At 66.0% G+C, this 24,121-nt stretch carries 20 protein-coding genes; 12 read left to right on the top strand and 8 right to left on the bottom strand.

Annotated elements, in window-relative coordinates; all coding sequences use genetic code 11:
• The first annotated feature begins 10 nt into the window (after window positions 1-10).
• Genes JVX91_RS02155 through JVX91_RS02140 form a run of 4 tightly spaced genes read left to right on the top strand, consistent with a single transcriptional unit; the run spans window position 11 to window position 4,103 of the window.
• The gene (locus JVX91_RS02155) at window positions 11-1,354 is read left to right on the top strand and encodes a UDP-glucose/GDP-mannose dehydrogenase family protein (protein WP_205337814.1); all 1,344 of its coding nucleotides are present in this window, start codon (window positions 11-13) and stop codon (window positions 1,352-1,354) included.
• Window positions 1,354-2,223: a hypothetical protein gene (locus JVX91_RS02150; protein WP_240201690.1), complete on the top strand. Its 870-nt coding sequence runs from the start codon at window positions 1,354-1,356 to the stop codon at window positions 2,221-2,223. Before JVX91_RS02155 ends, JVX91_RS02150 begins: the two co-directional genes overlap by 1 nt.
• Before the next feature lie 6 nt (window positions 2,224-2,229).
• Entirely contained in the window at window positions 2,230-2,844 is a 615-nt protein-coding gene (locus tag JVX91_RS02145) for a hypothetical protein (protein WP_205337813.1), read from the top strand.
• Between the two features lie 53 nt (window positions 2,845-2,897).
• Window positions 2,898-4,103: an O-antigen ligase family protein gene (locus tag JVX91_RS02140; RefSeq protein ID WP_205337812.1), complete on the top strand. Its 1,206-nt coding sequence runs from the start codon at window positions 2,898-2,900 to the stop codon at window positions 4,101-4,103.
• 39 nt (window positions 4,104-4,142) lie between these two features.
• Here the strand turns inward: JVX91_RS02140 and JVX91_RS02135 are convergent, their stop codons facing one another.
• Both JVX91_RS02135 and JVX91_RS02130 read right to left on the bottom strand, forming a co-directional pair.
• Window positions 4,143-5,006, bottom strand: a complete 864-nt coding sequence (locus tag JVX91_RS02135; protein WP_205337811.1) for a glycosyltransferase — start codon at window positions 5,004-5,006, stop codon at window positions 4,143-4,145.
• A gap of 47 nt (window positions 5,007-5,053) precedes the next feature.
• Entirely contained in the window at window positions 5,054-5,713 is a 660-nt protein-coding gene (locus tag JVX91_RS02130; RefSeq protein WP_205337810.1) for a phosphotransferase, read from the bottom strand.
• A gap of 90 nt (window positions 5,714-5,803) precedes the next feature.
• Here JVX91_RS02130 and msbA point away from each other — a divergent pair, with 90 nt between their 5' ends.
• The 6 genes from msbA to JVX91_RS02100 all read left to right on the top strand — a co-directional run bounded on the left by msbA (window position 5,804) and on the right by JVX91_RS02100 (window position 14,397).
• Window positions 5,804-7,642 (top strand): lipid A export permease/ATP-binding protein MsbA, encoded by a 1,839-nt coding sequence (gene msbA / locus JVX91_RS02125; RefSeq protein ID WP_205337809.1) that lies wholly within the window; start codon window positions 5,804-5,806, stop codon window positions 7,640-7,642.
• Between the two features lie 22 nt (window positions 7,643-7,664).
• Entirely contained in the window at window positions 7,665-8,561 is an 897-nt protein-coding gene (locus tag JVX91_RS02120; protein ID WP_205337808.1) for a GNAT family N-acetyltransferase, read from the top strand.
• Between the two features lie 163 nt (window positions 8,562-8,724).
• On the top strand, window positions 8,725-10,137 hold the full coding sequence (locus JVX91_RS02115) for a PIG-L family deacetylase (RefSeq protein WP_205337807.1): 1,413 nt from the start codon (window positions 8,725-8,727) through the stop codon (window positions 10,135-10,137).
• Window positions 10,138-10,201: 64 nt separating this feature from the next.
• Complete coding sequence (hldE, locus tag JVX91_RS02110) at window positions 10,202-11,626, top strand: bifunctional D-glycero-beta-D-manno-heptose-7-phosphate kinase/D-glycero-beta-D-manno-heptose 1-phosphate adenylyltransferase HldE (RefSeq protein ID WP_205337806.1); 1,425 nt, start codon at window positions 10,202-10,204, stop codon at window positions 11,624-11,626.
• Between the two features lie 271 nt (window positions 11,627-11,897).
• The gene (locus JVX91_RS02105) at window positions 11,898-13,181 is read left to right on the top strand and encodes an acyl-CoA dehydrogenase family protein (RefSeq protein WP_205337805.1); all 1,284 of its coding nucleotides are present in this window, start codon (window positions 11,898-11,900) and stop codon (window positions 13,179-13,181) included.
• Window positions 13,182-13,191: 10 nt separating this feature from the next.
• Entirely contained in the window at window positions 13,192-14,397 is a 1,206-nt protein-coding gene (locus JVX91_RS02100) for an acyl-CoA dehydrogenase family protein (protein ID WP_205337804.1), read from the top strand.
• Between the two features lie 212 nt (window positions 14,398-14,609).
• On the opposite strand, the gene JVX91_RS02095 is transcribed toward JVX91_RS02100, so the two are convergent.
• The 4 genes from JVX91_RS02095 to JVX91_RS02080 all read right to left on the bottom strand — a co-directional run bounded on the left by JVX91_RS02095 (window position 14,610) and on the right by JVX91_RS02080 (window position 18,430).
• Window positions 14,610-15,521 (bottom strand): metal ABC transporter ATPase, encoded by a 912-nt coding sequence (locus tag JVX91_RS02095; protein WP_205337803.1) that lies wholly within the window; start codon window positions 15,519-15,521, stop codon window positions 14,610-14,612.
• A gap of 354 nt (window positions 15,522-15,875) precedes the next feature.
• On the bottom strand, window positions 15,876-16,679 hold the full coding sequence (locus tag JVX91_RS02090) for an aldo/keto reductase (RefSeq protein WP_205337802.1): 804 nt from the start codon (window positions 16,677-16,679) through the stop codon (window positions 15,876-15,878).
• Window positions 16,676-17,851, bottom strand: coding sequence for an FAD-dependent oxidoreductase (locus tag JVX91_RS02085; RefSeq protein WP_205337801.1), 1,176 nt, complete (start codon window positions 17,849-17,851; stop codon window positions 16,676-16,678). The genes JVX91_RS02090 and JVX91_RS02085 overlap by 4 nt, the downstream gene beginning before the upstream one ends.
• A gap of 246 nt (window positions 17,852-18,097) precedes the next feature.
• A complete protein-coding gene (locus JVX91_RS02080) occupies window positions 18,098-18,430 on the bottom strand; it encodes a multidrug efflux SMR transporter (RefSeq protein ID WP_045216137.1) in 333 nt (110 codons plus the stop codon).
• Between the two features lie 142 nt (window positions 18,431-18,572).
• Here JVX91_RS02080 and JVX91_RS02075 point away from each other — a divergent pair, with 142 nt between their 5' ends.
• On the top strand, window positions 18,573-19,457 hold the full coding sequence (locus JVX91_RS02075; RefSeq protein WP_205337800.1) for a LysR family transcriptional regulator: 885 nt from the start codon (window positions 18,573-18,575) through the stop codon (window positions 19,455-19,457).
• 185 nt (window positions 19,458-19,642) lie between these two features.
• Window positions 19,643-20,914: a lipid IV(A) 3-deoxy-D-manno-octulosonic acid transferase gene (gene waaA, locus JVX91_RS02070; RefSeq protein WP_205337799.1), complete on the top strand. Its 1,272-nt coding sequence runs from the start codon at window positions 19,643-19,645 to the stop codon at window positions 20,912-20,914.
• A gap of 402 nt (window positions 20,915-21,316) precedes the next feature.
• Here the strand turns inward: waaA and JVX91_RS02065 are convergent, their stop codons facing one another.
• Window positions 21,317-21,910, bottom strand: coding sequence for a cupin domain-containing protein (locus tag JVX91_RS02065; RefSeq protein WP_205337798.1), 594 nt, complete (start codon window positions 21,908-21,910; stop codon window positions 21,317-21,319).
• Window positions 21,911-22,087: 177 nt separating this feature from the next.
• A complete protein-coding gene (locus JVX91_RS02060) occupies window positions 22,088-24,037 on the bottom strand; it encodes an FAD-dependent oxidoreductase (RefSeq protein ID WP_205337797.1) in 1,950 nt (649 codons plus the stop codon).
• Between the last annotated feature and the right edge of the window lie 84 nt (window positions 24,038-24,121).

Below are 24,121 nucleotides of genomic sequence, written 5' to 3'. Positions count from 1 at the left end.
GGGTCTGAGCATGAAAATCACGATCTTCGGAAGCGGTTACGTCGGTCTGGTGACCGGTGCCTGCCTGGCCGATGCCGGCCACCAGGTGATCTGCGTCGACACCAACAGCGAGCGCACGCAGATGCTGTGCCAGGGACAGATCCCGATCTATGAGCCGGGCCTGGACGTCATGGTGCGCAACAACCTCGCCGCCGGGCGCATCAGCTTTACCGAAGACGCGGCCGATGCCATCGCCTTCGGTACGCTGCTGTTCATTGCCGTGGGCACGCCGCCCGACGAGAACGGCTCCGCCGACCTCACCTACGTGCTCAACGTGGCGCGCACCATTGGCCAGCACATCGACGGCTACAAGGTGGTGGTGAACAAGTCCACCGTACCGGTCGGCACCGCCGACAAGGTTCGCGCCGCCGTGCTCGATGAGCAGGGCAAGCGCGGCACCGATTTCCGCTTCGATGTCTGCTCGAACCCCGAATTCCTCAAGGAAGGCGCGGCGATCGAGGACTTCACCCGCGGCCCGCGCATCGTCGTCGGGACCGATTCGGAAGACGTGCGCACCCTGATGCGCGAGTGCTACGCCCCGTACAACCGCAACCACGACAAGCTGTTCTTCATGGGCGTACGCGCCTCCGAGCTGACCAAGTACGCCGCCAACGCCATGCTGGCGACCAAGATCAGCTTCATGAACGAGATCGCCAACATCGCCGAGCGCGTGGGGGCCGATATCGAGCAGGTGCGCCTGGGGATCGGTTCCGACCCGCGCATCGGCTACCACTTCATCTACCCCGGCTGCGGCTACGGCGGCTCCTGTTTCCCGAAGGACGTGCAGGCGCTGGCGCGCACGGCCGAGGAGATCGGCTACGACGCCGAATTGCTGCGCGCGGTCGAGCAGGTCAACGACCGGCAGAAGAACATCCTGGTGCAGAAGCTCGACCAGGCCTTCGACGGCCACCTCGCCGGGCTGACCGTGGGTGTCTGGGGCCTGGCCTTCAAGCCCAATACCGATGACATCCGCGAAGCGCCCAGCCGTGTGCTGATGGAAGCCCTGTGGGAGCGCGGTGCCCGGGTGCGCGCCTACGATCCGGTGGCGTCCCACGAGATCGGTCGTGTGTACGGCGAGCGCGCCGACCTCGAGCTGGTCGGCAGCCGCGAAGCGGTGGTGGAGGGCGCCGACGTGCTGGTGATCTGCACCGAGTGGAAGGAGTTCCGCGCCGTGGACTTTGCCTGGCTGGCCAAGACCCTGCGCCGCCCGGTGATCGTCGATGGTCGCAACCTGTACAACCCCGATGAAGTGCGCGCCGCCGGCCTGCTCTACTACGCCGTGGGTCGCGGAGATTCGCTGGAGAAGGACGTCTGATGGGGCGTCGCTCGGAGGGCTCGAAGCTCGCCCGCAAGGTCCGCAAGTACCGCACCCGTCTGCAGCGCAAGTGCCTGTTGCTCAGGTACGCCCTGGCCAATCGCTTCGCCTCGCACAAGGTGGTGGCGCAGGGCGGCCCGGTGGTGTCGCTGACCAGTTACTCCACGCGCCTGCGCAAGGTGCACATCACCCTCGAATCCATCGCCGCCGGACGTCTGCTGCCCTCGCGGCTGATCCTCTGGGTGGACGAGGAGAAGGTGCTGGCCGATTTGCCCGCTCCGCTACGCCGCCTTCAGGCGCGTGGGCTGGAAGTAAAGCGCTGCAATAATTACGGGCCGCACAAGAAGTATTTTCCGTACGTCCAGGGTGAGAGAATCGCCGCGCCGCTGGTGACCGCGGACGATGACGTGCTCTATCCCGAGGACTGGCTTGCCGGCCTGCAGGCGGCCCACGAGCAGACTCCTGCGCAGGTGGTGTGCTACATGGCCAAGCGGATCGGTATCGAAGCCGGCGTGATCCAGCCCTACCACGGCTGGGCGACCCAGCTGGGCAAGGCTGCCAGTGTGCGCAACTTCGCCATAGGGGTTTCCGGGGTGCTCTATCCCGCGGTGCTGCAGGAAGTCCTCAAGCGTGAAGGCGAGGCGTTCGTGCAGGTTACGCCCAAGGCCGACGACATCTGGCTGCACTGGCATGCGCTGCGTGCGGGCGTGCCGGTACGGCAGATTTCCGACAGCGACGAGCACTTCCTCAGCGTGCCCGGCACCCAGGACATCGCCCTGTATAGCCAGAATCTCAAGCAGGGCGGCAACGACCAGGTCATCGCGAAGCTGTACACGGCAGACGATATCGCCACGATGTTAAAGGACTGAAGACCGATGCTGTCGGCCGCCCAACAAGCACTGGAACACCTGTCGCCGGAACTGCTGGCGCGTATCGAGCGATCGCGCCGGATCATCCTGTTGGCGAACAATCCGTCGATCACCCGCGAACATATCGATGCCCTGGCCCTGGGGCCCGATGATCTGGTGGTCAGCTTCAACAAGTGCCGCAACCGCACCTTGCTGCGCCGACAGCTGCATAACCTCTTCATCCACCGCCACAACTACCGCAAGGGCGGCTATTTCGGCTTCCCCTACAAGGGCTGGCTGCGCCTGTTCCCGTGGTTCAACGCGCGCTTCCATAGCGTGCTGCTGGGCGGTGACCAGGCGTCGCTGCCGGCGTCGCACCGCAGCGCTTCGTTCCTACCGCTGCGCCAGCCTTTCCCGGCGCTGGAGGGGTATCCGTACGAGCGGCTGCCCACCCGCGGCGGCCCGTCCACCGGCTTCTACGCGGTGGCCTTCTTCGACTACGTGAAACGCCTGCGGCAGGCCGACTACGAGATCGTGCTGGTGGGCTTCTCCGACGAGGGCGGCTCATTCTGGGATGGCCATGCCTGGGATTTCGAGCGGGAGTGGACCCGCTCCTCCGGCGTCACCGTCATCAAACTTTAATTCCCGGTGGTGGCACAGCCCGCCCCTGCTCACTGACTTGCCAGCGTGGTGTTATGCAACTCGAAAGACGGTCGGATTGGTTGAAACTGGTGGGGCTGGCCTTTGCGGTCGTCACGCTGAGCATGCTGGTAGTGGGGCGTTTCTGGTGGCCTACGGAGAACGGTGACTGGCTCAAGAGCATCCGTCTGGGTGCTTTCCTCGCCATCATCTTCCTGTCGCTGCAGTTGTTCCGTGAGCGGGCGCGGTTGGCGACCGTGCCCTTCCTGCTCTACCTGGTGTTCTGGGTGGGGCTGCTGCTCAACTCGATACTCACCGACTCGCCCAGTTCGGTGAAGCAGTTGCTGGTGATCCTGTTCTTCACCTGGGTGGTGATGGTGATGGGTGGCCGGGAAAGCCGCCCATGGCTCTTCGTGCTGGGGCTCGATGCCTTGGCTGGTGCGGCCTTCGCGGGCTTCTCGCTGGCCAACAAGGCGCTCCTCGGGCAGTTCGACGTCGGCTACCGGATGATGAACATCAAGGACTCTGGCGTGCCCGGCATCGCCGACTTCGGCATCACCATCGAAGCGGGCATGCACTACGCGTTCTGCTTCATCGTTGCCATGTGGTTACTGCTGCGCGCCCGCCACTGGGGTATGCGCGCGGTCTGGCTGGTCTGCTCGCTGGTGCTGTTCACCTACCTGTACTTCACCTTTGCCCGCTCGGCGTGGGTGGCTGGCCTGATGGGGGCGGGCGTTCTGGTGCTGTGCATGACGCAGGGTCGCCAGCGCGCCATTGCTGTCGGTCTCGCCGCGCTTTTCGGCATCGCGGTGCTGATCTTCGGTTTTGAGCAGGTGGCATACGAATTCGGCTCGCGCGGGCTGACCCATCGCGATCAGATCTGGCGCGTGGTCTTCGAGCGCATCGGCGAGGCCTGGTGGTTCGGCCATGGCTCGCATACCGAGCTGGGCAAGGTCACGCTGTCCACCGGCCAGATCGTGCGCAATCCGCACAGCCTCTATCTGGAGGTGCTTTACCAATTCGGCCTGGTGGGGCTGTTCAGCATGCTGCTGGCCATGGCGGCGTGCATCTGGGGAGCCTGGAAGGCACAGTCGGAGTTCGCGCGCCTGTGGTTCGCGGTGATGGTGTCGGCGGCGGTAGTGATGAGCGTCGAGCTGCACTTCTTCGTGGCGGCGCCGAACCTGGTCTGGATGTGGTTCTGGCTGCCGATGGCCGGCTGCCTGGCGGTGGCGACCCAGTATCGGGTCGAGCGAAGCGCCTGAGGGGAACGGCCATCACGCCGGGCGTGATGGCCGCCGCGATCAGCGGCCGAACAGGCGGCTCAACAGTCCGCCGCTCTTCTTGCCACGGGTGACGTCGTTGCCCTTGTAGTTCTTCTGCGATGCCTTGGTGATGGTGCCGAAGCGCTGCTTCACCTTGTAGGTGTCCAGCGAATAGCCGGCGGCCAGGGCCTCGGCCAGGTAGCTGTCGAACAGCTCGATCAGGTCCGTGCGCGGGTGGTCGAACACGGCGCCGTCGAACCAGTGCTTCTCGCCGTTGCTTTCCAGGCGCTTGAACGAGTGCTTGTGCGAAAGCTGGGTGCCGATATCCGAGTAGTGCAGGATCTTGATCGCGTTGATCGGGTGCCCTTCGCCGTCGATATTGTTGAACTGGGTGTCGAACGCCTGGATCAGCTGGGTGTGCTCGCGGAAGTAGTCGCGCAGCTTGTGGTGGGCCTTGCGATCACTCTTGATCTCCGTCAGCGGCAGCAGGTGGCCCTTGGTCGCGGCGCAATCCCACATCGACACGCAGAAGCGCCAGGACTCTTCGCCGCCCTTGGCCATCACGATCTTGCCCGGCTCGAAGGGGGTGTTCCACAGTTCGGCGATGTCGCTGAGGATCACCACGTCGGCGTCCATGTAGATCGCCCGGCCTTCGAAATTGCAGAACGCCGGAATGCTCCAGCGGAAGCCCGAGAAGGGCGTGGTCCAGTCGTCGCTACGCCAGCCTTCGCCGGCCTCGGGGCGCGAATACCAGAAGCTTTCGGGGTCTCGGGACAGTTGCATCCAGTGGATTTCCACCGGCTGCGAAGCGTGTTTTCGCAGGCTGTACTCGAGAACCATCATCTGCTCGAGATCGCAGTCGTTCGGATCACATCCGACGAAGATCTTTACCGTTTCGTTCATTTCCGGGCATTCCCTGATCTGGGTGGAGCCGTGCTCCCATTGTCTGTTTACGCCCTGGAAACGTCGTACTCGGAAGCGATCTCCCGGCCATCCAAGGGCGTAGTCGAATTCTTGTTGTAGTGGTCGAAGAAGGCTTCCAGACCCAGTTTTCGGATCAGGGCGATGTCCTTCTTGTAGCGCAGCAAGTGCTTGAAATTACGTTTTCGCTTGGCTCGCGACAAGGGCGCAGGGCTGGTCCGCAGGTCGGAAAGATCGATCAATCCGTAAGCACCCGACGGCGTCAGGATGACGTTGCCCAGGTGCAGCGAGCGGAAGTAGATGCCCTTGTCGTGCAGTTGGGCGATGAAGGCCGCCACGTCGCGGAGGATCTCCAGCTGGCGCTGCGGCTCCTGCGCTGGAATGTAGCTGCGCAGCGTATGGCCGGGCAGCGGCTCATAGCGCACCGCGGTGCGTTCGATCTCAGGGAAATTGTAGGTGCGCAGCGCCTGCGGGCAGGGGATACCCTTCGCGGCGATTGCCGCACAGTTGTTCAGGAAGCGCTTTTCCGGTGGCGAGATGATCGCCGTGGACAGCAGGCGCTTGCGCCGGAACAGCTTGAGGAAGCTGCCGTCGCGCAGGTGCAGGACCTTGTCGCCGTGCGGGTCGCGCTCGATGACTTCGGCGCCTTCGACAAGCGAATGATAGGAAGAGTCGTCGAGGGCATTCATCCGGAGAGACTGTCAGACCTGGGGGCAACATGGAGTGGGACGGCGGTGGTATCATCCGCAGTCTTCTTACGACAAGGCAGCTTGCACTTCATGAGTGATTCTCCCCGGAGCGCCCAGCCGGTGTCCAGCGTCAAGATCTACTTCCGCCTGCTCTCCTATGTGCGCCCGTATGCGGGTCTGTTTGCACTGAGCATCGTCGGCTTCCTGATCTTCGCGGCCACCCAGCCGATGCTTGCCGGCATCCTCAAGTACTTCGTCGACGGCCTGACCAACCCGGACGCCGCGCTCTTCCCAGACGCCCCCTGGGCCTGGCTGCGCGATCTGGAGCTGCTTTACGCGGTGCCCCTGCTGGTGGTGCTGATCGCGGTCTGGCAGGGCGTCGGCTCCTTCCTGGGCAACTATTTTCTGGCCAAGGTTTCCCTGGGCCTGGTGCATGACCTGCGGGTGGAGCTGTTCAACAACCTGCTTACCCTGCCCAACCGCTATTTCGACCGGCACAACTCCGGACACCTGATCTCGCGCATCACTTTCAACGTGACCATGGTCACCGGCGCCGCTACCGACGCCATCAAGGTGGTGATTCGCGAAGGCATGACCGTGGTGTTTCTGTTCGCCTCGCTGCTGTACATGAACTGGAAGCTGACCCTGGTGATGCTGGCGATCCTGCCGATCATCGCCGTCATGGTGACTAGCGCCAGCCGCAAGTTCCGCAAGCAGAGCAAGAAGATCCAGGTGGCCATGGGCGACGTCACCCACGTCTCCTCAGAAACCATCCATGGCTACCGCGTGGTCCGCAGCTTCGGCGGCGAGCCCTACGAGAGCAAGCGCTTCCTCAAGGTGAGCAGCGAGAACACCAAGAAGAACCTGCGCATGAACAAGACCTCCGCGGTCTACACCCCCATGCTGCAGCTGGTGATCTACAGCGCCATGGCCGTGCTGCTCTACCTCGTGCTGCTGCTGCGCGGCGACGCCACCGCCGGCGAGCTGGTCGCCTACATCTCCATGGCCGGCCTGCTGCCCAAGCCGATCCGCCAACTCTCGGAAGTCAGCTCGACCATCCAGAAGGGCGTGGCCGGTGCGGAAAGCATCTTCGAGCAGCTCGACCAACCGCAGGAAGTGGATAACGGCACCGTCGAGCGCGAGCGCGTCAGCGGCCGCCTGGAAGTGAAGAACCTCAGCTTCACCTACCCCGGCACCGAGAAGCAGGTGCTCAACGATCTCAACTTCAGTGTTGAGCCGGGCCAGATGGTGGCCTTGGTGGGTCGTTCCGGCAGCGGCAAGTCGACGCTGGCCAACCTGATTCCGCGCTTCTATGCCCATAACGAGGGGCAGATCCTGCTCGATGGCCTGGATGTCGAGGACTACAGGCTGCGTAACCTGCGCAAGCACATCGCGCTGGTGACCCAGCAGGTCAACCTGTTCAACGACAGCGTGCTGAACAACATCGCCTATGGCGATCTCGCCAGCAAACCGCGCGAGGCGGTGGAAAAGGCCGCCGACGATGCCTTCGCCCGCGAGTTCATCGACCGCCTGCCCGAGGGCTTCGACACCGAGGTTGGCGAGAACGGCGTGATGCTCTCCGGTGGTCAGCGCCAGCGCCTGGCGATTGCCCGCGCGCTGCTCAAGGACGCCCCGGTGCTGATCCTCGACGAGGCCACCTCGGCGCTGGACACCGAGTCCGAGCGGCACATCCAGGCTGCCCTGGAAAAAGTGATGGAAGGCCGTACCACACTGGTTATCGCCCACCGCCTGAGCACCATCGAGGCGGCGGACCTGATCCTGGTGATGGACCAGGGCCACATCGTCGAACGCGGCAGCCACGACGAGCTGATCGCGCAGAACGGCTATTACGCCCGCCTGCACGCCCGTCAGTTCGCCGACGATCCGGTCGACGGCACCGAAGAAGCTCCGCTCGAGCAACCGGTATGACGGCAGTGGGGAACCGCCGTCCATGCTGAACCGCCTGCGAGTCTTCCGCGAACGCGGCTGGACATCCATTGCGGCGGCCGACTATGCCGCCGCCTGGCAGCGCTTCGGCGGCAGCGTCGCCACCCACCCGGACGTGGTCGAGCGCCTCGCCGGCCTGGCCGGTATTCCAGTGCGTTACCTGGGCTGGTTCGAGGGTGACGAACTGTGCGCCGCCGTGCCGACCTGGGGGCGCAACCTGGCGCTGTCCAAGGACGTGCTCAAGCGCGAAGGCAAGAAGGCGCTGTTCGACCTGGGCAATGCCGAGATCATCCTGCCGATCGCCGAGGGCGCGCGCATCGAGTTGCGCCACCAGGTGCGCTACCTCTCCGAGCTGAATCGCGAGCAGGTGAGCGATGCCCGCGAGCAGCCCGAGCAGTTGGCGATGAACCGCGCGCCGGCCGATTTCTCGAAGAAATTTCGCTACAACCAGCGTCGCGAGCAGCGCCTGCTGGAAGAGGCGGGCGGCGTGCTGCAGCCCATGAGCGAACTGAGCCCCGAGGAACAGGCGCGCATCTACGCCGACCTGTTCCAGCGCCGCTGGGAGTTCGAGGTGCCGGGCAAGGCGCGGTTGGCCGACGTCTTCACCCTGATGCGCGAGTTCATGCGTGGCTCCGTGGTGCGCCTGGACGGCGAGCCGGTGGCGATCCAGATTCTCTATCGGGTCGAGGCGCCGAAATGGGTCAGCGTGGAGTACATCAACGGCGGCGTCGCCCCGGAGAATCGCAACTTCAGTCCCGGTAGCGTGCTCAGTTTCGTCAACACGCAAGAGGCCTGGGCCGAGGCGGAGGCGCTGGGCAAACCGCTGCGCTATTCCTTTGGCCGGGCCGACCGCGAATACAAGGACCGATGGTGCCACCGCGTGCCGGTGTTCCAGGTCTGAAACGCCCTCTCCCTGAAGGGAGAGGGACTGGATCGGCGCTGTATGAAGGTGTGGTGTCAGCCGGCACGGAATGCTCCCTCTCTCTTCAGGGAGAGGGCGGCAAGAGTGTCGATCTTTCCCGTAAGCGGACTTCGTCCGCGATTGGTCTTGAGGGAGAACCGGCGTGACCGGGCGTAAACAGCAACTGCTCAAACAGCACCGTCGCAAGAAGCGCGTGGTCCTGCTCGTCGCCCTGCTGGCGCTGATCCTGCTGGGTATCTTCGCGCCCTGGTGGAGTGTGCCGCTGGCCGTGTTGCTCGGCTGGGTCGCCCATGAGGCGTGGTTCGCCGATCACCTGTTCTACTCGCCGCGCGACGACTACCGCTACGACTTCCCCGAGGGCTCCGTCGCCCTGCCGGTATTCCTTGGTCCGCACGGCCTGCACATTGCCGCCGATGCGCTGCCGGGGGACGAAGAGACGCTGGTGCTGGAGATCGAGGTGAAGGCCTCGCTGCTGGGGAGCTGGCTCGATCCGCAGGTGCTGATCGAAGGCGTCGGGAGTGACCGCCAGGACTTCGAGCGCGGCGTCAGCGGCAAGCGCTATATCAACCTGTCCGGCCAGGGCGAAGCTCTTCGCAGTGGCCATCTGCGCATTCGCAGCCGGCATTGCCGCCTGGCGCAGCAGGGCGTGCTGCACGCCTTCCACAATCCCGATTACGCCCGACAACGCCTGCTGATCATCGCGCCCCACGCCGACGATGCCGAACTGGCTGCCTTCGGCCAATACAGCCGTTGCCCCGACGCCTGGATCGTCACCCTGACCCAGGGCGAGATCGAAGCCGAGCATTATCAGCGACTGGGCCTGGACAAGGCCGCTGCCGCGCGCCTGAAAGGCCGCCTGCGCACCTGGGACAGCATTGCCGCGCCGCTGTGGGGCGGCGTGCCTGCCGAGCGTTGCGTGCAGCTGGGCTACTACTGCCTGCAACTGCCGGCGATGGCGGCGGAACCGAGCAAGGCATTCGGCTCTCGTGAGTCGGGCGAGAACGATATCCGGCCGGCTCGTGGCTTCAATGCGCTGACCCTGCCGGGCGATTCCGATGGCGCGCCAACCTGGCTCAACCTGGTGGCTGACCTGACCTCGCTGATCGAGCACATCCGCCCGGAGGTCATCCTCACCGCCCATCCGGAGCTGGACCCGCACGCCGATCACGTCCACGCCACCCGCGCGACGCTGGAGGCCATCGAGCGCAGCAGCTGGAAGTCGCAGACCCTGCTGCTCTACGCCAACCATCTGCACGACAACGACCGCTGGCCCATGGGCCCGGCCGATGGTGGCATCGCCCTGCCTCCTTGTATCGAGGCATTGCCGGCCGACCCGCTGTGGAGTCCGGTGCTGGATGCCGCGACGCGCATCGACAAGGCCCAGGCGCTGGCCCTGCAGCATGACCTGCAGACCCCGCTCACCGGCAAGAAACGCCTGCGCCGGCTGATCCAGCGCGTGCTCGCCGGGCGCCAGTGGCCGGCTACTGGCGACGACGAGTTCTTCCGCAAGGCGGTGCGTCGCCACGAGCTGTTCTGGGTGCGCAAACTGCCCTGACCGGCGCAAGTCGCACCGGGCGGCTATGGTATTATCCGCGGCGATTTCGACCTGCGGAGTTCCCATGAAATTGACCATGCCCCGATTCGATCAGGCCCCTGTGCTGGTGGTAGGCGACGTGATGCTCGACCGCTACTGGCACGGCGCGACCTCGCGCATCTCGCCCGAGGCGCCGGTGCCCGTGGTGCGGGTCGAGCAGCATGAGGACCGCCCCGGTGGCGCCGCCAACGTCGCGCTGAACCTCGCTGCCCTGGGCGCTCCCGCCTTCCTGGTCGGCGTCACTGGCGTCGACGAAGCCGCCGACAGCCTGAGCGACAGCCTGCAGGCCGTGGGTGTGACCACCCGCTTCCAGCGCATCGCCGGGCAGCCGACCATCGTCAAGCTGCGGGTCATGAGCCGCCACCAGCAACTGCTGCGCGTGGACTTCGAGGAAGCTTTCCGCACTGACGCCGTGGCCTTGTCTGCCGATGTCGAGGCGCTGCTGGACCAGGTCCGCGTGCTGGTGCTTTCCGACTACGGCAAGGGCGCGCTGAAGAACCACCAGGCGCTGATCCAGGCCGCCCGCCAGCGTGGCATTCCGGTACTGGCCGATCCCAAGGGCAAGGACTTCGCCATCTACCGTGGCGCCAGTCTGATCACCCCGAACCTCTCCGAATTCGAAGCCATCGTCGGCCGCTGCGTCGACGAGGCCGACCTGGTCGCCAAGGGCCAGCAACTGATGACCGAGCTGGAGCTCGGTGCGCTGCTGGTCACCCGCGGCGAACACGGCATGACCCTGCTGCGCCCCGGCCACAGCGCCCTGCACCTGCCGGCCCGCGCCCGTGAAGTGTTCGACGTCACCGGCGCCGGCGACACCGTGATTTCCACCCTGGCCGGCGCCATCGCCGCCGGTGAAGACCTGCCGCAGGCCGTGGCCCTGGCCAACCTCGCCGCCGGCATTGTCGTCGGCAAGCTGGGCACCGCCGCCATCAGCGCCCCGGAACTGCGCCGCGCCGTGCAGCGCGAGCAAGGCTCCGAGCGTGGCGTGCTGAGCCTTGACCAGCTGCTGCTGGCCATCGAGGACGCCCGCGCCCACGGCGAGAAGATCGTCTTCACCAATGGCTGCTTCGACATCCTCCACGCCGGTCACGTGACCTACCTGGAACAGGCGCGCGCCCAGGGTGACCGCCTGATCGTCGGGGTCAATGACGACGGTTCGGTGACCCGCCTGAAAGGCCCGGGCCGCCCGATCAACAGCGTCGACCGCCGCATGGCCGTACTCGCCGGCCTCGGCGCAGTGGACTGGGTCGTCAGCTTCGGCGAAGACACCCCCGAGCGTCTGCTTACTGAAGTCCGTCCGGATGTGCTGGTGAAAGGTGGCGACTATGGCGTCGAGCAGGTAGTCGGTGCCGACATCGTCAAGGCCTACGGCGGCGAAGTCCGCGTGCTGGGGCTGGTGGAGAACAGCTCCACCACCGCCATCGTCGAAAAGATCCGCCACCAGGGTTGATCTCTTGAATCCATGGCGTCCCCCCACCCCAGCCCTCTCCCGGGGGGGAGAGGGAGCTGACCGTGCCGACTGACGCTACTACCTCATCCTGCACCGAACGGTCCCCTCTCCCCCCGGGAGAGGGCTAGGGTGAGGGGGAGTCCCGGGCACCCATCGTCCCGGTTGCTCCCCACTGACCGCTCTGCCAGCGACCAACGGCAAAGCGGTCATGGTTCCCCCGCCATTTCCCGGCGCATGATCGGGGCATCCACCCTCCGCGGAGCGAGATGCCATGACCACCGACGTGCAGGGCCGCGCCCTGGCCGTGCTGAACCGAGTTGCCCAGGCCGACTGGCCGGATCGACTCAAGCTGCGCAAACCTTTCGAAAGACTGCTCTACAGCGGCAGCCGCACCGGCTTCCGGCTGGCCAGCGAGCGCGCTGCCAAGCAGCCCAAGACCCCGCGCAAGGCCGACCCGGACGGGCTGTTCGACCTGTCGCTGTCTGACGAGCAGCAGATGCTGGTGGAGATGCTCGAAGGCTTCGCCGCCGAAGTGCTGCGCCCGGCCGCCCACGAAGCCGATGCCAAGGCCAATCTCAGCCTTGAGCTGCTGGCCCAGGCGCAGGAGCTGGGGCTGACCCACTACGGTGTCAGCGAAGTGCACGGCGGCATGGCCGGAGAGCGCACCGTCGTGACCAATGCGCTGATCGCCGAATCCCTCGCCCGTGGCGACCTGAGCCTGGCCGCCGCATTGCTGGTGCCGCTGTCCGCCGCCAACTGCATTCGCCGCTGGGCTTCGCCGGAGCAACAGGCGCGTTGGCTGCCGGCCTTCGTTGCCGACGAAGCGGCGCCGCTGATCGCCATTGCGGTGAACGAGCCGCAGCTGCTGGCTGACCCGCAGCGCCTGTCCACCAAGGCCCGCAAGCGCGGTTCGAGCTACACGCTCTCCGGCGAGAAGTGCCTGGTCGTTCGCGGCGTGGACGCACAGAAGCTGATCGTTGCGGCCGATGCCGGCGACGGCCCGGCGCTGTTCCTCGTCGACACCCGCGCCAAGGGCGTCGAAGTGCGCCCCGAGCCGGCCATGGGTCTCAAGGCCACCGGCACCGCGCGAGTTCGCTTCAAGAGTGTGAAGGTCCCGGCCGAGCAACGGCTGGCGGCGGAGCGCTTCGACTATCAATCCTTCCTCGATTACACCGCGCTGGCCTGGTGTGCGTTGGCCGTGGGCACCGGGCAGGCTGCTCTGGATTACGTGATCACCTACTGCAACGAGCGCGAAGCGTTCGGCGAGCCGATCAGCCATCGCCAGGGTGTGGCCTTCATGGTCGCGGACATCGCCATCGAGCTGGACGCCATGCGCCTGATGGTCTGGCGCGCCTGCGCGCTGGCCGAGCGCGGCCAGGCGTTCCACCGCGAGGCCTACCTGGCCAAGCTGCTCTGCGCCGAGAAGGCGATGAAGATCGGTACCGACGCCGTGCAACTGCTCGGCGGCCACGGTTTCACCCAGGAACATCCGGCCGAACGCTGGTACCGCGACCTGCGCGCGATTTCGCTGATGGCTGGCGGCCTGCATCTGTAAGGAGCTTTGCATGTATCTCGAGACACCGAAGAAATTCCGCACCTTGCAGAACCAGGCACGCCAGGTCGCCGAGAACTACCTGCGGCCGATTTCGCGCAAGTATGACAAGGCCGAGCACGCCTATCCCAAGGAACTGGACCTGCTCGCCGCACTGCTGGATGGCATGAACGCCGGCTCGCCGGACGCCGTCGGCGCCACATCGGCCAGCAAGCGCAAGGCCGGCGCGGAGGAGGGCGTGAAGAACGGTGGCAACCTCTCCGCCTGCCTGGGCGTGATGGAAATGTGCTGGGGCGACACCGGCCTGTTGCTGGCCATGCCGCGCCAGGGGTTGGGCAACGCCGCCATCGCCGCGGTAGCCAACGAGGAGCAGCTCAAACGCTTCTCCGGCACCTGGGCGGCCATGGCCATCACTGAGCCGGGCTGCGGCTCGGACTCGGCAGCGATCCGCACCAGCGCCACTCGCGATGGTGATCACTATGTGCTCAACGGCGAGAAGATCTTCGTTACCTCCGGCGCTCGCGCCGATGCGGTGGTGGTCTGGGCGACCCTGGACAAGAGCCTGGGGCGCGCGGCGATCAAGTCCTTCGTGGTAGAGAAGGGCACGCCGGGCATGACCGTCACCCGGCTGGAGAAGAAGCTCGGGATCAAGGCCTCGGACACCGCCTCCATCAGCTTCACCGATTGCCGCGTGCCGGCCGCCAATCTGCTGGGCAATGCCGAGATCGACGTGCAGAAGGGCTTTGCCGGGGTGATGGAAACCTTCGACAACACCCGTCCGCTGGTGGCCGCCATGGCTATCGGCGTGGCCAAGGCCTCGCTGGACCGCACTCGCGAGTTGCTGAAGAGGGCCGGCTGCCGATTCGACTATCGCCAGCCGCTCCTCAGCGCCAGCCACGCCGAGGCCACGCTGTATCGCCTGGAAGCCGAATGGGAAGCGGCGCGTCTGCTGACCCTGAAGGCGGCGTGGATGGCTGACAACCGCCAGCCCAACTCCAAGGAGGCTTCGATCGCCAAGGCCAAGGCCGGGCGGGTGGCCAACGAGGTGACGCTCAAGTGCGTCGAGCTGGCGGGGGCGTTGGGGTATGGGGAAGAGGATTTGCTGGAGAAGTGGGCGCGGGATTCGAAGATCCTCGACATCTTCGAGGGTACCCAGCAGATTCAGTTGCTGATCGTGGCGCGGCGGTTGCTGGGCAAGAGCTCCAGTCAGCTGAAATAGAACGGTCTTTGACCGTTTATCGCGGACAAGGTCCGCTCCTACGAGATGCTTCTGCGCTTGGGTGAGGGGAAAGTATTCACCGGAAGAAGACAGTTGCTCCTACGGTCGTAGCGTTCGCCCGTAGGAGCGGACCTTGTCCGCGATCCGGCCGGAAGGCCGGCTAAGTCGGCTAGCGCCAATTCATCCGTTACCCGGCCGGATCAGGTACGGCCTCAGGCCGTGCGTCGCCCGCTGCCGGCATTGCCGGCGGCGGGCGGCCACTGCTCCATCCATTCGCGGAAACGGATGCGCTCTTCGCGCACCAGCCAGCCATCCTGCTCGGCGAAGCTTTCCGATAGCCACAGGCCACGGGTGCCGGCCTTGCGCAGTTCGCCCTTGCTCAAGGTGAACAGCTCACCGGTCGGCTGGCCGTGTTCCAGCGGCAGTAAGTAGAGGTCCGGACGACGGCGGTCCAGGCGCGCCACCAGCGGCCCGCTTTCGAGTTTCTCGTCGACATGGAACAGGCTGACCTCGCGGGCATCCTTGGGCAGTTCCATGCGCAGGTCATAGACCAGCTGCAGCGACGCAGTCGGCAAGTGCACATAGGCTTGCGGGCGCTCCAGCAGGCGCAGTGCGCCGGCCTGTACGGGGCGCGAGGCGCCGGACAGCGGGGTGAGCGAGAAGTGACTGCTTTCGCGGTAGCGCAGGATGCCCTCGTAGGGCGTTGGCAGCCAGGTGTCGCCGAAGCGCCCGCCGAGCCAGCCGTCGGCGGTTTCCACCAGGCATTCCTCGGCCACTTCCTGGATCGCGGTGAGCAGCGGCAGGTTCAGTTCGTGGGCCGGTACGTAGCCGGAAATCAGCTTGAGCACGGTGTCGCCACGGTCCAGGCGGCGCTGGCGCACCAGGATCCAGTGGTCGCGGCCCTGGTAATTCAAGGTCAGGCGCACCGAGACGCCGAGATTGGCCAATTCGGTGGTAAAGCGTTCGGTCTCGTGGATCTCGATAGGGCGGCGTTTCTCCAGGACCTGGGCGAAGTTCAGGGGCTTGCCGAGGGTCTGGTAGGTGATGCTTTCCGCGCTGGCTTCCACCAGCAACGGCAGGGTCTTGAAGGCGGTCGGGTCCTTGCGGGCGAGCGTACGGGGCATGTGGGCTTCCTTTTCTTGCAGGGCCTAGTCGTACAGGGCACCGGGTTGCGCTGGCGCGTCCCTTTCTAGTGGCAGCTAGTGGGCGACGCCGACGCGAACGCTGACCGTCTGGTGGGGACGGTCCGGCCGATCGTTCTTTACGGGGTCGCTACAACCTAGACAGCCTGACACCGATCCTGGTGTCATCGAAAATCAAAAGGATTTCCGGATTTTTCCCTGAAAGGCTTGGCGATTCCGGATGTTTTGTCTGGGAATCGCCGGCTGGCGACATTTTCTATGCCCACGGTTTTCGCCGGGGGATCTGGAGCATGGCACAGGAATACGCAATCCACATGACCGTACAGCGTCTGCCGATCAGCGGTCGAGCACCTCGGCGGCGACGTTCACGTTGTGGGCAAGATGCAGCGGATTGATGGTGCCGACGATGGCGCTGGCGACACCGGGATGGCCCAGCACCAGCTCGAAGCTGGCGCGTACCGGGTCGACACCCGGTGCCAGGGTGGCATGGCCGCTGGCCAGGGCCTTCTTGATCAGGATGCCGCGGCCATGGGCCAGGGCATGGTCGATCACTGGCTTTTCCGCCTGCTCGTTGAGGTTATAGGTGACCATCGCGCAGTCGCCGCGCTCCAGGGCCAGCAGGCCACCGTCAGCGGTCTTGCCGGAGAAGCCGAAGCCGCGGATCAGCCCTTCGTCCTTAAGGCGCTCCAGGGTCGCGTAGACCTCGGTGCCGCGCAGGATGTCCAGGTCGTTGCCGTCGGAATGCACCAGCACCAGGTCGATGTAGTGGGTCTCCAGGCGCTGGAGGCTGCGTTCGACCGAGCGGCGCGTGTGGGCGGCGCTGAAGTCGAACTGCGACTGGCCGCCGACGAACTCTTCGCCGGTCTTGCTGACGATCACCCATTGGTCACGCTGGCCGCGCAGCAGCGGGCCGAGGCGCTCCTCGCTGCGGCCATAGGCCGGTGCGGTGTCGATCAGGTTGATACCCAGGTCGCGGGCCAGGGCGATCAGGTCGGCGGCCTCGCGGTCATCGGGGATGCGAAAGCCGGCGGGGTACTTCACGCCCTGGTCGCGGCCGAGCTTCACGGTGCCCAGGCCCAGCGGCGAGACGTTCAGGCCGGTGCTGCCCAGCGGGCGGTGCAGGTGGTGCAGGGTTTTCATCCGAACAGTTCCTCCCAGACCGGACGAGCCGGGGCCGGCCGCGGCAGTTCGGGCAGCGTGGCGCTGGCCTGCGGGCGGAGGCCGCTCTTCTCCAGGGATTCCAGCACGCGATCGGCGAAGTTCGGCGCCAGCGCCAGCTTGGTCGGCCAGCCGACCAGCAGCGCGCCGTCCTCGGCGAGGAAGGCGCTGTCCGGACGCAGCAGGTTGTTCTGCGAGGGCTCGGCGCGGTCCACGCGCAGGGTGGCCCAGCGTGCGGCGGAGAGGTCGATCCAGGGCACCAGTTTGTGCAGCTCGCGCTGCGCTTCAGCAATCTGCTCGGTCTCGCTACGTGCCACGCCGCCGGCTTCGGCGATGTCGCCGCCCAGGTACCAGACCCAGTCGCCATTGCTCAGCGGATGGGTGGTGACGGTGACGCGCGGTTTCGGCCCGCCGCCGAGACAGTGGGCGTAGAGCGGTTTCAGGGTCGGCGCGGTGACCAGCACCATGTGCAGCGGGCGGCGTTGCATCTCCGGGCGCTCCAGGCCCAGCTCGCGCAGCAGCGCCTCGTTGCCGGCGCCGGCGCTGAGCACCACGCGCTGGGCGCGGATCTCACGGCCGTCTACGCGCAGGCCGACCAGCTTGTCGCCTTCGCGCAGGGCTTCGATACGTTCGCCGGCCAGCAGGCTGTCACCGGCCAGTTCGGCGAGGCGCGCAACCAGGCTGGGCACGTCCAGCACCAGTTCGGTGAGGCGGTAGGCCTTGCCCTTGAAGGCTTTGTCCTGCAGCGCCGGCGGCAGGTCGCTGCCTTTTACCTGGGCGACGCGGCTGCGTACCGCCTTGCTGGCGAAGAAGCTGGTAAGGTTGCCGGCGAGGCCGCCCGGGGACCACAGGTAGTGGGCGTCGGAGAGTACCCGTACGCCACGCAGGTCCACTTCACCAGTGCCGGCCAGGCAGTCGCGCCACAGTGCGGGCATGTCGGCGATGGCTTCCGAGGCGCCGGTCAGCGCGCCGTGCAGCGCGTACTTGGTGCCGCCATGGATGATCCCCTGCGAGCGCATGCTCTGCACGCCGCCCAGCGCGGCGTTCTCCACCAGCACGGTGGAAAAGCCGGCGCGACGCAGGCGGGCATTGAGCCAGAGACCGGCGATGCCGCCGCCGACGATGAGGATGTCGGTGCTCAGGGATTCGGACATGAAAGCGCCTCGTGGGGAAAACGAAGCGCGCAGTATAACCCTTGTAGGCCGCGACCAGCCGTCGTTGCCCTCACCCCAGCCCTGGCTGCGCGCCCCGCTCCTCAGAGAGAGGGAGCCGTCTGTGCCGGCTGATACCGAGTTTTCACTTCGTGTCGAACGGTCCCCTCTCCCGCTTGAGGGGCGGGGCGCGCAGCCAGGGTTAGGGTGAGGGGCTCTTCAGAGCTGGCCGTCAGCTACTCAGCCTCTTTAATGGCCTGCGGTGCGGGAGAACAACTGGATGACCACCACGCCGCTGACGATCATGCACATCCCCAGCACGGCGGCGGTATCGAGTTTCTGCTGGTAGAGGAACAACGCGGCAACGCTGACCAGCACGATCCCCAGGCCGGCCCAGATGGCGTAGGCGATGCCCACGGGAATGCTGCGCACCACCAGGGTGAGCATCCAGAAAGAAATCGCATAGCCGACGATCACCAGGATCAGCGGCAGGGGCGTGGAAAGGCCTTTGACCGACTTCAACGAAGCGGTGGCAACGACTTCGGCGACGATGGCGATAGCAAGATAGAGATAGCCGGGCATGGTGGGTGCTCCCCGGAACGACACGCCGCTCGGTATGAGCGACACGCTGCTGACGTTCGATTCTGCCGGGCATTCTAGTCTTCCTGGCGATGGGATAAAGTCATTACCCATCTGTATTGGAGATAGGCTGGAGAGATAGGCGATGCAGTGGAACCTGGACCAATTGCGGCTCTTCGTCAGCGTCGCCGATCAGTCCTCCTTCTCGGCGGCAGCGCGCCAGTTGCAGCGCGTGCAGTCGGCAGTGAGTTCATCCATCGCCCTGCTGGAAAGCGACCTGGGCGTAACCCTCTTCGAGCGCAGCAGCGGCCGCCAGCCAGTGCTGACCGCCGAAGGGCGCGCGCTGCTGGACGAGGCACGGGAGGTGCTGCGCCAGTGCGAGCGCCTGGAGAGCCGTGCACGGTCGCTGGTTTGCGGCACCGAGCCGCTGTTGCGCCTGGCGCAGGACGAGGCGATGCCCTACCAGCCGGTACTGTCGGGCCTGGAAGCGCTGGCGCAGGAATTCCCCAGCGTGGAGGTGCAGCTCTCCAGCAGTGCCCAGGGCGACGTCGCGCGCAAGCTGCTGGAGCGCCGTGCGGACCTGGGCTTGCTGTTCCATCACGAGGGCATGCCGGAGCAACTCGAGCGGCAGCGCCTGGGCACCATCGAGATGGTCACCGTGTGCGGCGCCGGCCACGAGCTGGCCAAGCTCGACTATGCCGACCGCCGTGAGCTGGCGCGGCATCGCCAACTGCTGATGGCCCCGCAGGACAGCCACTACCCCGGCGGTGAGCAGATCAGCCCGCTGGTCTGGCGCGCGGACAGCTTCTACGCCATGGCCGAACTGCTGATGCGCGACCTCGGTTGGGCCTGGTTGCCGACCCACGTGGCGCAGTACCCGGCGTACCAGCCGCTGCTGGTGGAGCTCGCCAGCGACTGGACGCCGCCGCCGCTGGTGGTGGAGCTGGTCTGGCGCCGCGACGAGCCGCTGGGACCGGCGGCGAACTGGCTGGGCGAGTGCTTCGCCGAACACCTCGCCTCACCGGTGTAATCGCCTTCGTAGGAGCGGACCTTGTCCGCGAAGTCCCGATGCTGTGCCATGGCTATCGCGGATAAGATCCGCTCCTACAAGTGCTTGGCGCTTCGGTGCCACGGTCGAGCGAGACGTGCCCGCGCAAACGGTTTGCACCCCATGGGGCAGCAGCGCGGGCGGGTAATTTGCTACTCTCCGCCGCCATGAACCGGACCCTCTATACCCTGCTGTTCCACCTGGGCCTGCCGCTGGTCGCGCTGCGCCTGTTCCTGCGTTCGCGCAAGGCGCCGGCCTACGCCCAGCGCGTCGGCGAGCGCTTCGCCTTCGGCCTGCCGGACCTCAAGCCCGGCGGCATCTGGGTGCACGCGGTGTCGGTGGGCGAGAGCATCGCCGCCGCGCCGATGATTCGCGCGCTGATGCAGCGCCATCCCGGCCTGCCGATCACCGTGACCTGTATGACGCCCACCGGCTCCGAGCGCATCCGCGCCATGTTCGGCGACGAGGTGCAGCACTGCTACCTGCCGTACGACTTGCCGTGGGCGGCGTCGCGCTTCCTCGACCGTGCGCGGCCGGTGCTGGGCGTGATCATGGAAACCGAGCTTTGGCCGAACCATATCCACCAGTGCGCCAAGCGCGGCATTCCGGTGGCGCTGGCCAACGCGCGGTTGTCCGAGCGCTCGGCGCGCGGCTATGCGCGCTTCGCCGGGCTGACCCGGCCGATGCTGGAAGAGATGAGCTGGATCGCCGTGCAGACCGAGGCCGAGGCAGAACGCTTCCGCCAGCTCGGCGCGCGCTCGGACTGTGTGAGCGTGACTGGTTCGATCAAGTTCGACCTGACCATCGATCCCGAACTACTGATTCGCGCCACGGACCTACGCGGCCAGTGGCAGGCGCAGCAGCGGCCGATCTGGATCGCTGCCAGCACCCATGCCGGCGAAGACGAGATCGTTCTGGCGGCGCATCGCCAACTGCTGGAAAAACATCCGGACGCCTTGCTGCTTCTGGTGCCGCGCCATCCGGAACGCTTCAATCCGATGTTCGAGCTGTGCCAGCGTGAAGGCTTCCGTACCCAGCGTCGCTCTTCCGGCGAGTTGGTCGCTGCGGATACCCAGGTGCTGCTGGGCGACACCATGGGTGAACTGCTGTTCCTCTACGCGCTGGCCGATGTTGCCTTCGTCGGCGGCAGCCTGGTGCCCAATGGCGGGCACAACCTGCTGGAGCCGGCGGCACTGGGCAAGCCAGTGCTATCCGGTCCGCACCTGTTCAACTTCCTGGAAATCGCCGCGCAATTGCGCACCGTCGGCGCACTGCGCGAGGTGGCCGATGCGCCTTCGCTGGCGGTGGCTGTGGCGGCGCTTTGGGATGAACCAGATGGTGCTGAACGCATGGCCGAGGCGGGGCTGGATGTGATGAAGGCCAACCAGGGCGCGCTCGGGCGTTTGCTGGATGGCCTTGGCAGGTTGATCAAGGGCTGATCGGGTCTCGGTGCGGGGGCGTTCCCTCACCCTAACCCTCTCCCAGGGGGAGAGGGGACCGCTCGGTGTCAGGCGGCACATCGAGTCAGCCGGATGCTGCAGCTTTCAAAAAGCCCGCCGACATGATGCTTACCTGCTTACCTGCTTACCTGCTTACCTGCTTACCTGCTTACCTACCTGCCTGCTACTCGTCGGCGCGCCGATCCGCCCCCTCTCCCTCCGGGAGAGGGCTGGGGTGAGGGGCAGGCGTGGCACCCAGAGCTTCCCGGTATCTTGTCTGTAGGAGCGAGCTCGCTCGCGAACACTCTTCCGGCAGTACCGGCATCAGGCAGGTTCGCGAGCAAGAGCTAGGCGCCCCCCCTCGCTCCTACAGAAAAACGGTGAGCCGCCGGCGCAACCGACTCAGAACGTCGGCGGCGTAATCACCCACAGCACCACGGCATCCACATCCCCCGGATTGCCATAGCGGTGCGGCTCCTGGCTGGAGTAGCTGAAGCTGTCGCCTTCATTGAGCAGGAAATAGCGCTCGCCCACCCACAGCTCGAAAGTGCCGCTGAGCAGGTAGCCGGCTTCCTCGCCCTCGTGGCTGTAGCTCTGCTGGCTGTAGGTGCCGGGCGGGAACTTCGAGTGGAGGATTTCCAGCTGGCGGCTGGGCTGCGGGCTGAGCAGTTCATCGACGATGCCATCTTCGTAATGCACGCTGGTGCGGGCATTTCGCCGCACCACGTAGCCGGCGTCGGCCGGGTCGACCTGCACTTCGCTGGCGAAGAACCACTGGATGGTCACGCCCAGGCTGCGGGCAATGTTGAACAGCGCCGGGATCGACGGGTAGGCCAGGTTGCGTTCCAGCTGGCTGATGTAGCCGGCAGTCAGCCCGCTCTGCTCAGCCAGCTCCGCCAGGGTCATGCCGCGCCGCTTGCGCAGGCCGCGGATGCGGGTGCCGAGGAACTGCGCTTCGGCGTTGGCGGGTGCTTCCTGCGGGGCTTTGCGGCTCATGCGGCGAGGGTCCTGGCGAATGTCGTCGTGGAGCATTCTAAACAATGCGCCGGGGCTGTGGACGCTTTGCTCTGCTGCACGGGCATGAGGCTTCCGCTATGAGTCCGCTCCATGCGTGACCGTAGGGCGGATAACCCGTTCCGGGTTATGCGTCCTACGGTTTGATCCAGTGGGCGATCAGATCGCCCAGCCTACCTTCAGCCCTTCGTAGATCGCTTCCTCGGCCGTACGCGGTGCCAGGCAGTCACCGATGCGGCGCACGTCCGCGAGATCGGCAATCTCGTCGGCCAGCTCATCCACCGGCTGGTGGCCCTGGCAGAGCACGAGGGTGTCGATGTTTTCCACCAGCATTGGCTCGCCGCTGGCGGTGTGTTGCAGGTAGACGGTGCTGTCGTCCACGCCGTACAGGCGTGCGTAGGTTGTGATGCTGATGCCCAGGCGGTGCAACTCGCCGGCCATGTGGTCGCGTACGTAGAGCGGCAGGCTTTCGCCGGCGTGGGTGCCGTTCACGGCGAGTTGCACCTGGTGGCCGTCGCGCACCAGGCGCTCGGCGATGCCGGGGGCGATCCAGTCGGCGCGCCAGTCGGTGACCAGCACCGAGCGGCCGAGCTTCACTTCGCCGCGCAGCACCTGCCAGGCGTCCACCACCTGCAGTTCGCCGGCTTCTTCGTAAGGGGGGCGATAGGGTTTGGCGCCGGTGGCGACGATCACCACGTCCGGGCGCTCGGCTTCCACCAACGCGCGGTCGACGCGGGTGTTGCGGCGCACTTCGACGCCGGCCAGTTGCATCTCCCGCTGCAGGTTGGTGGACGCACCACCGAACTCCGCGCGGCGCGGCAGCAACTGGGCGAGGTTGACCTGGCCGCCCAACTGCGCGGTGGCTTCACAGAGGGTGACGTCATGGCCGCGCTGGGCGGCGACCGCGGCGGCTTTCATCCCCGCCGGCCCGCCGCCGACCACCAGCACGCGCTTGCGCTGGGCAGCCGGATTGCGTTCGGCATAGATCAGTTCGCGGCCGGTTTCCGGGTGCTGGATGCAGGAGATCGGGTAGCCGCGGTGGAAATGGCCGATGCACGCCTGGTTACAGGCGATGCAGGCGCGCACGTCCTCGACGTGGCCGCTTTCGGTCTTGCTCGGCATCTGCGGGTCGCAGATCAGCGCGCGGGTCATGCCGCAGACGTCGGCCTGCCCGCGGGCGACGATCAGCTCGGCCTCCTGCGGCTGGTTGATGCGCCCGGTGACGAACAGCGGGATGTCCAGGTTGCGCTTGAAGGTGCCGGCTTCGTTGGCCAGGTACGCAGCTTCGATGGCCATCGGCGGCACGATGTGGATGGCGCCGCCCAGTGAGGCGGAGGTGCCGGCGACGATATGCACGTAGTCCAGGTCTTTCTGCAGCCCTTTGACGCCCTGCAGTGATTCGTCTTCGGTGAGGCCTTCGGGATCGCGTTCGTCGGCGGAGATGCGCAGGCCGATGATGAAATCCTCGTCGGTGGCGGCGCGGATGGCGGCGATCACTTCGCGGGTGAAGCGCAGGCGCGCGTCGAGGTCGCCGTTGTAGCCGTCGCTGCGGCGGTTCACCCGTGGATTGAGGAACTGCGCCGGCAGGTAGCCGTGGCTGGCGACCACTTCCACGCCGTCGATGCCGGCAGTGTGCAGGCGCCGTGCGGCGGCAGCGTAGCCTTCGATGATCTCGTCGATCATCGCCTGGCTCAGCTCGCGGGGCATGACGCGGAAGCGTTCGTTGGGCGAGGCGGACGGCGCATAGGCCACGGCCAGCAGGCCGTCGCTGGATTCCATGATTTCGCGGCCCGGGTGGAACACCTGGGACAGCACCACCGTGCCCTCGGCGTGGCACGCCTCGGCGATGCGCCGATAGCCGGGGATGCACTCGTCATCGGTGGCCATCAGCACATGGGAGGTGTAGCGGGCGCTGTCGTGCACGCCGGCGACCTGCAGCACGATCAGGCCGACGCCGCCCTTGGCGCGGGCGGTGTGGTAGGCCACCAACTGGTCGTTGACCAGGTTGTCGGTGGGCATCGAGGTGTCGTGCCCGGTGGACATGATGCGGTTCTTCAGCGCCTTGCCGCGGATCTGCAGCGGGCTGAACAGGTGGGGAAACTGGCTCATCGGGCAACTCCGGATTCTTGTTGTAGATACAGCGCTAAACATCGACCGCGCGAGCTGGAGCGCAACAAGGCGGAACCGGAGAGG

This window comes from Pseudomonas sp. PDNC002, assembly GCF_016919445.1.
In the GTDB taxonomy this organism is placed as follows: Bacteria; Pseudomonadota; Gammaproteobacteria; order Pseudomonadales; family Pseudomonadaceae; genus Pseudomonas.
This window is presented reverse-complemented; position numbering and strand designations above follow the sequence as displayed.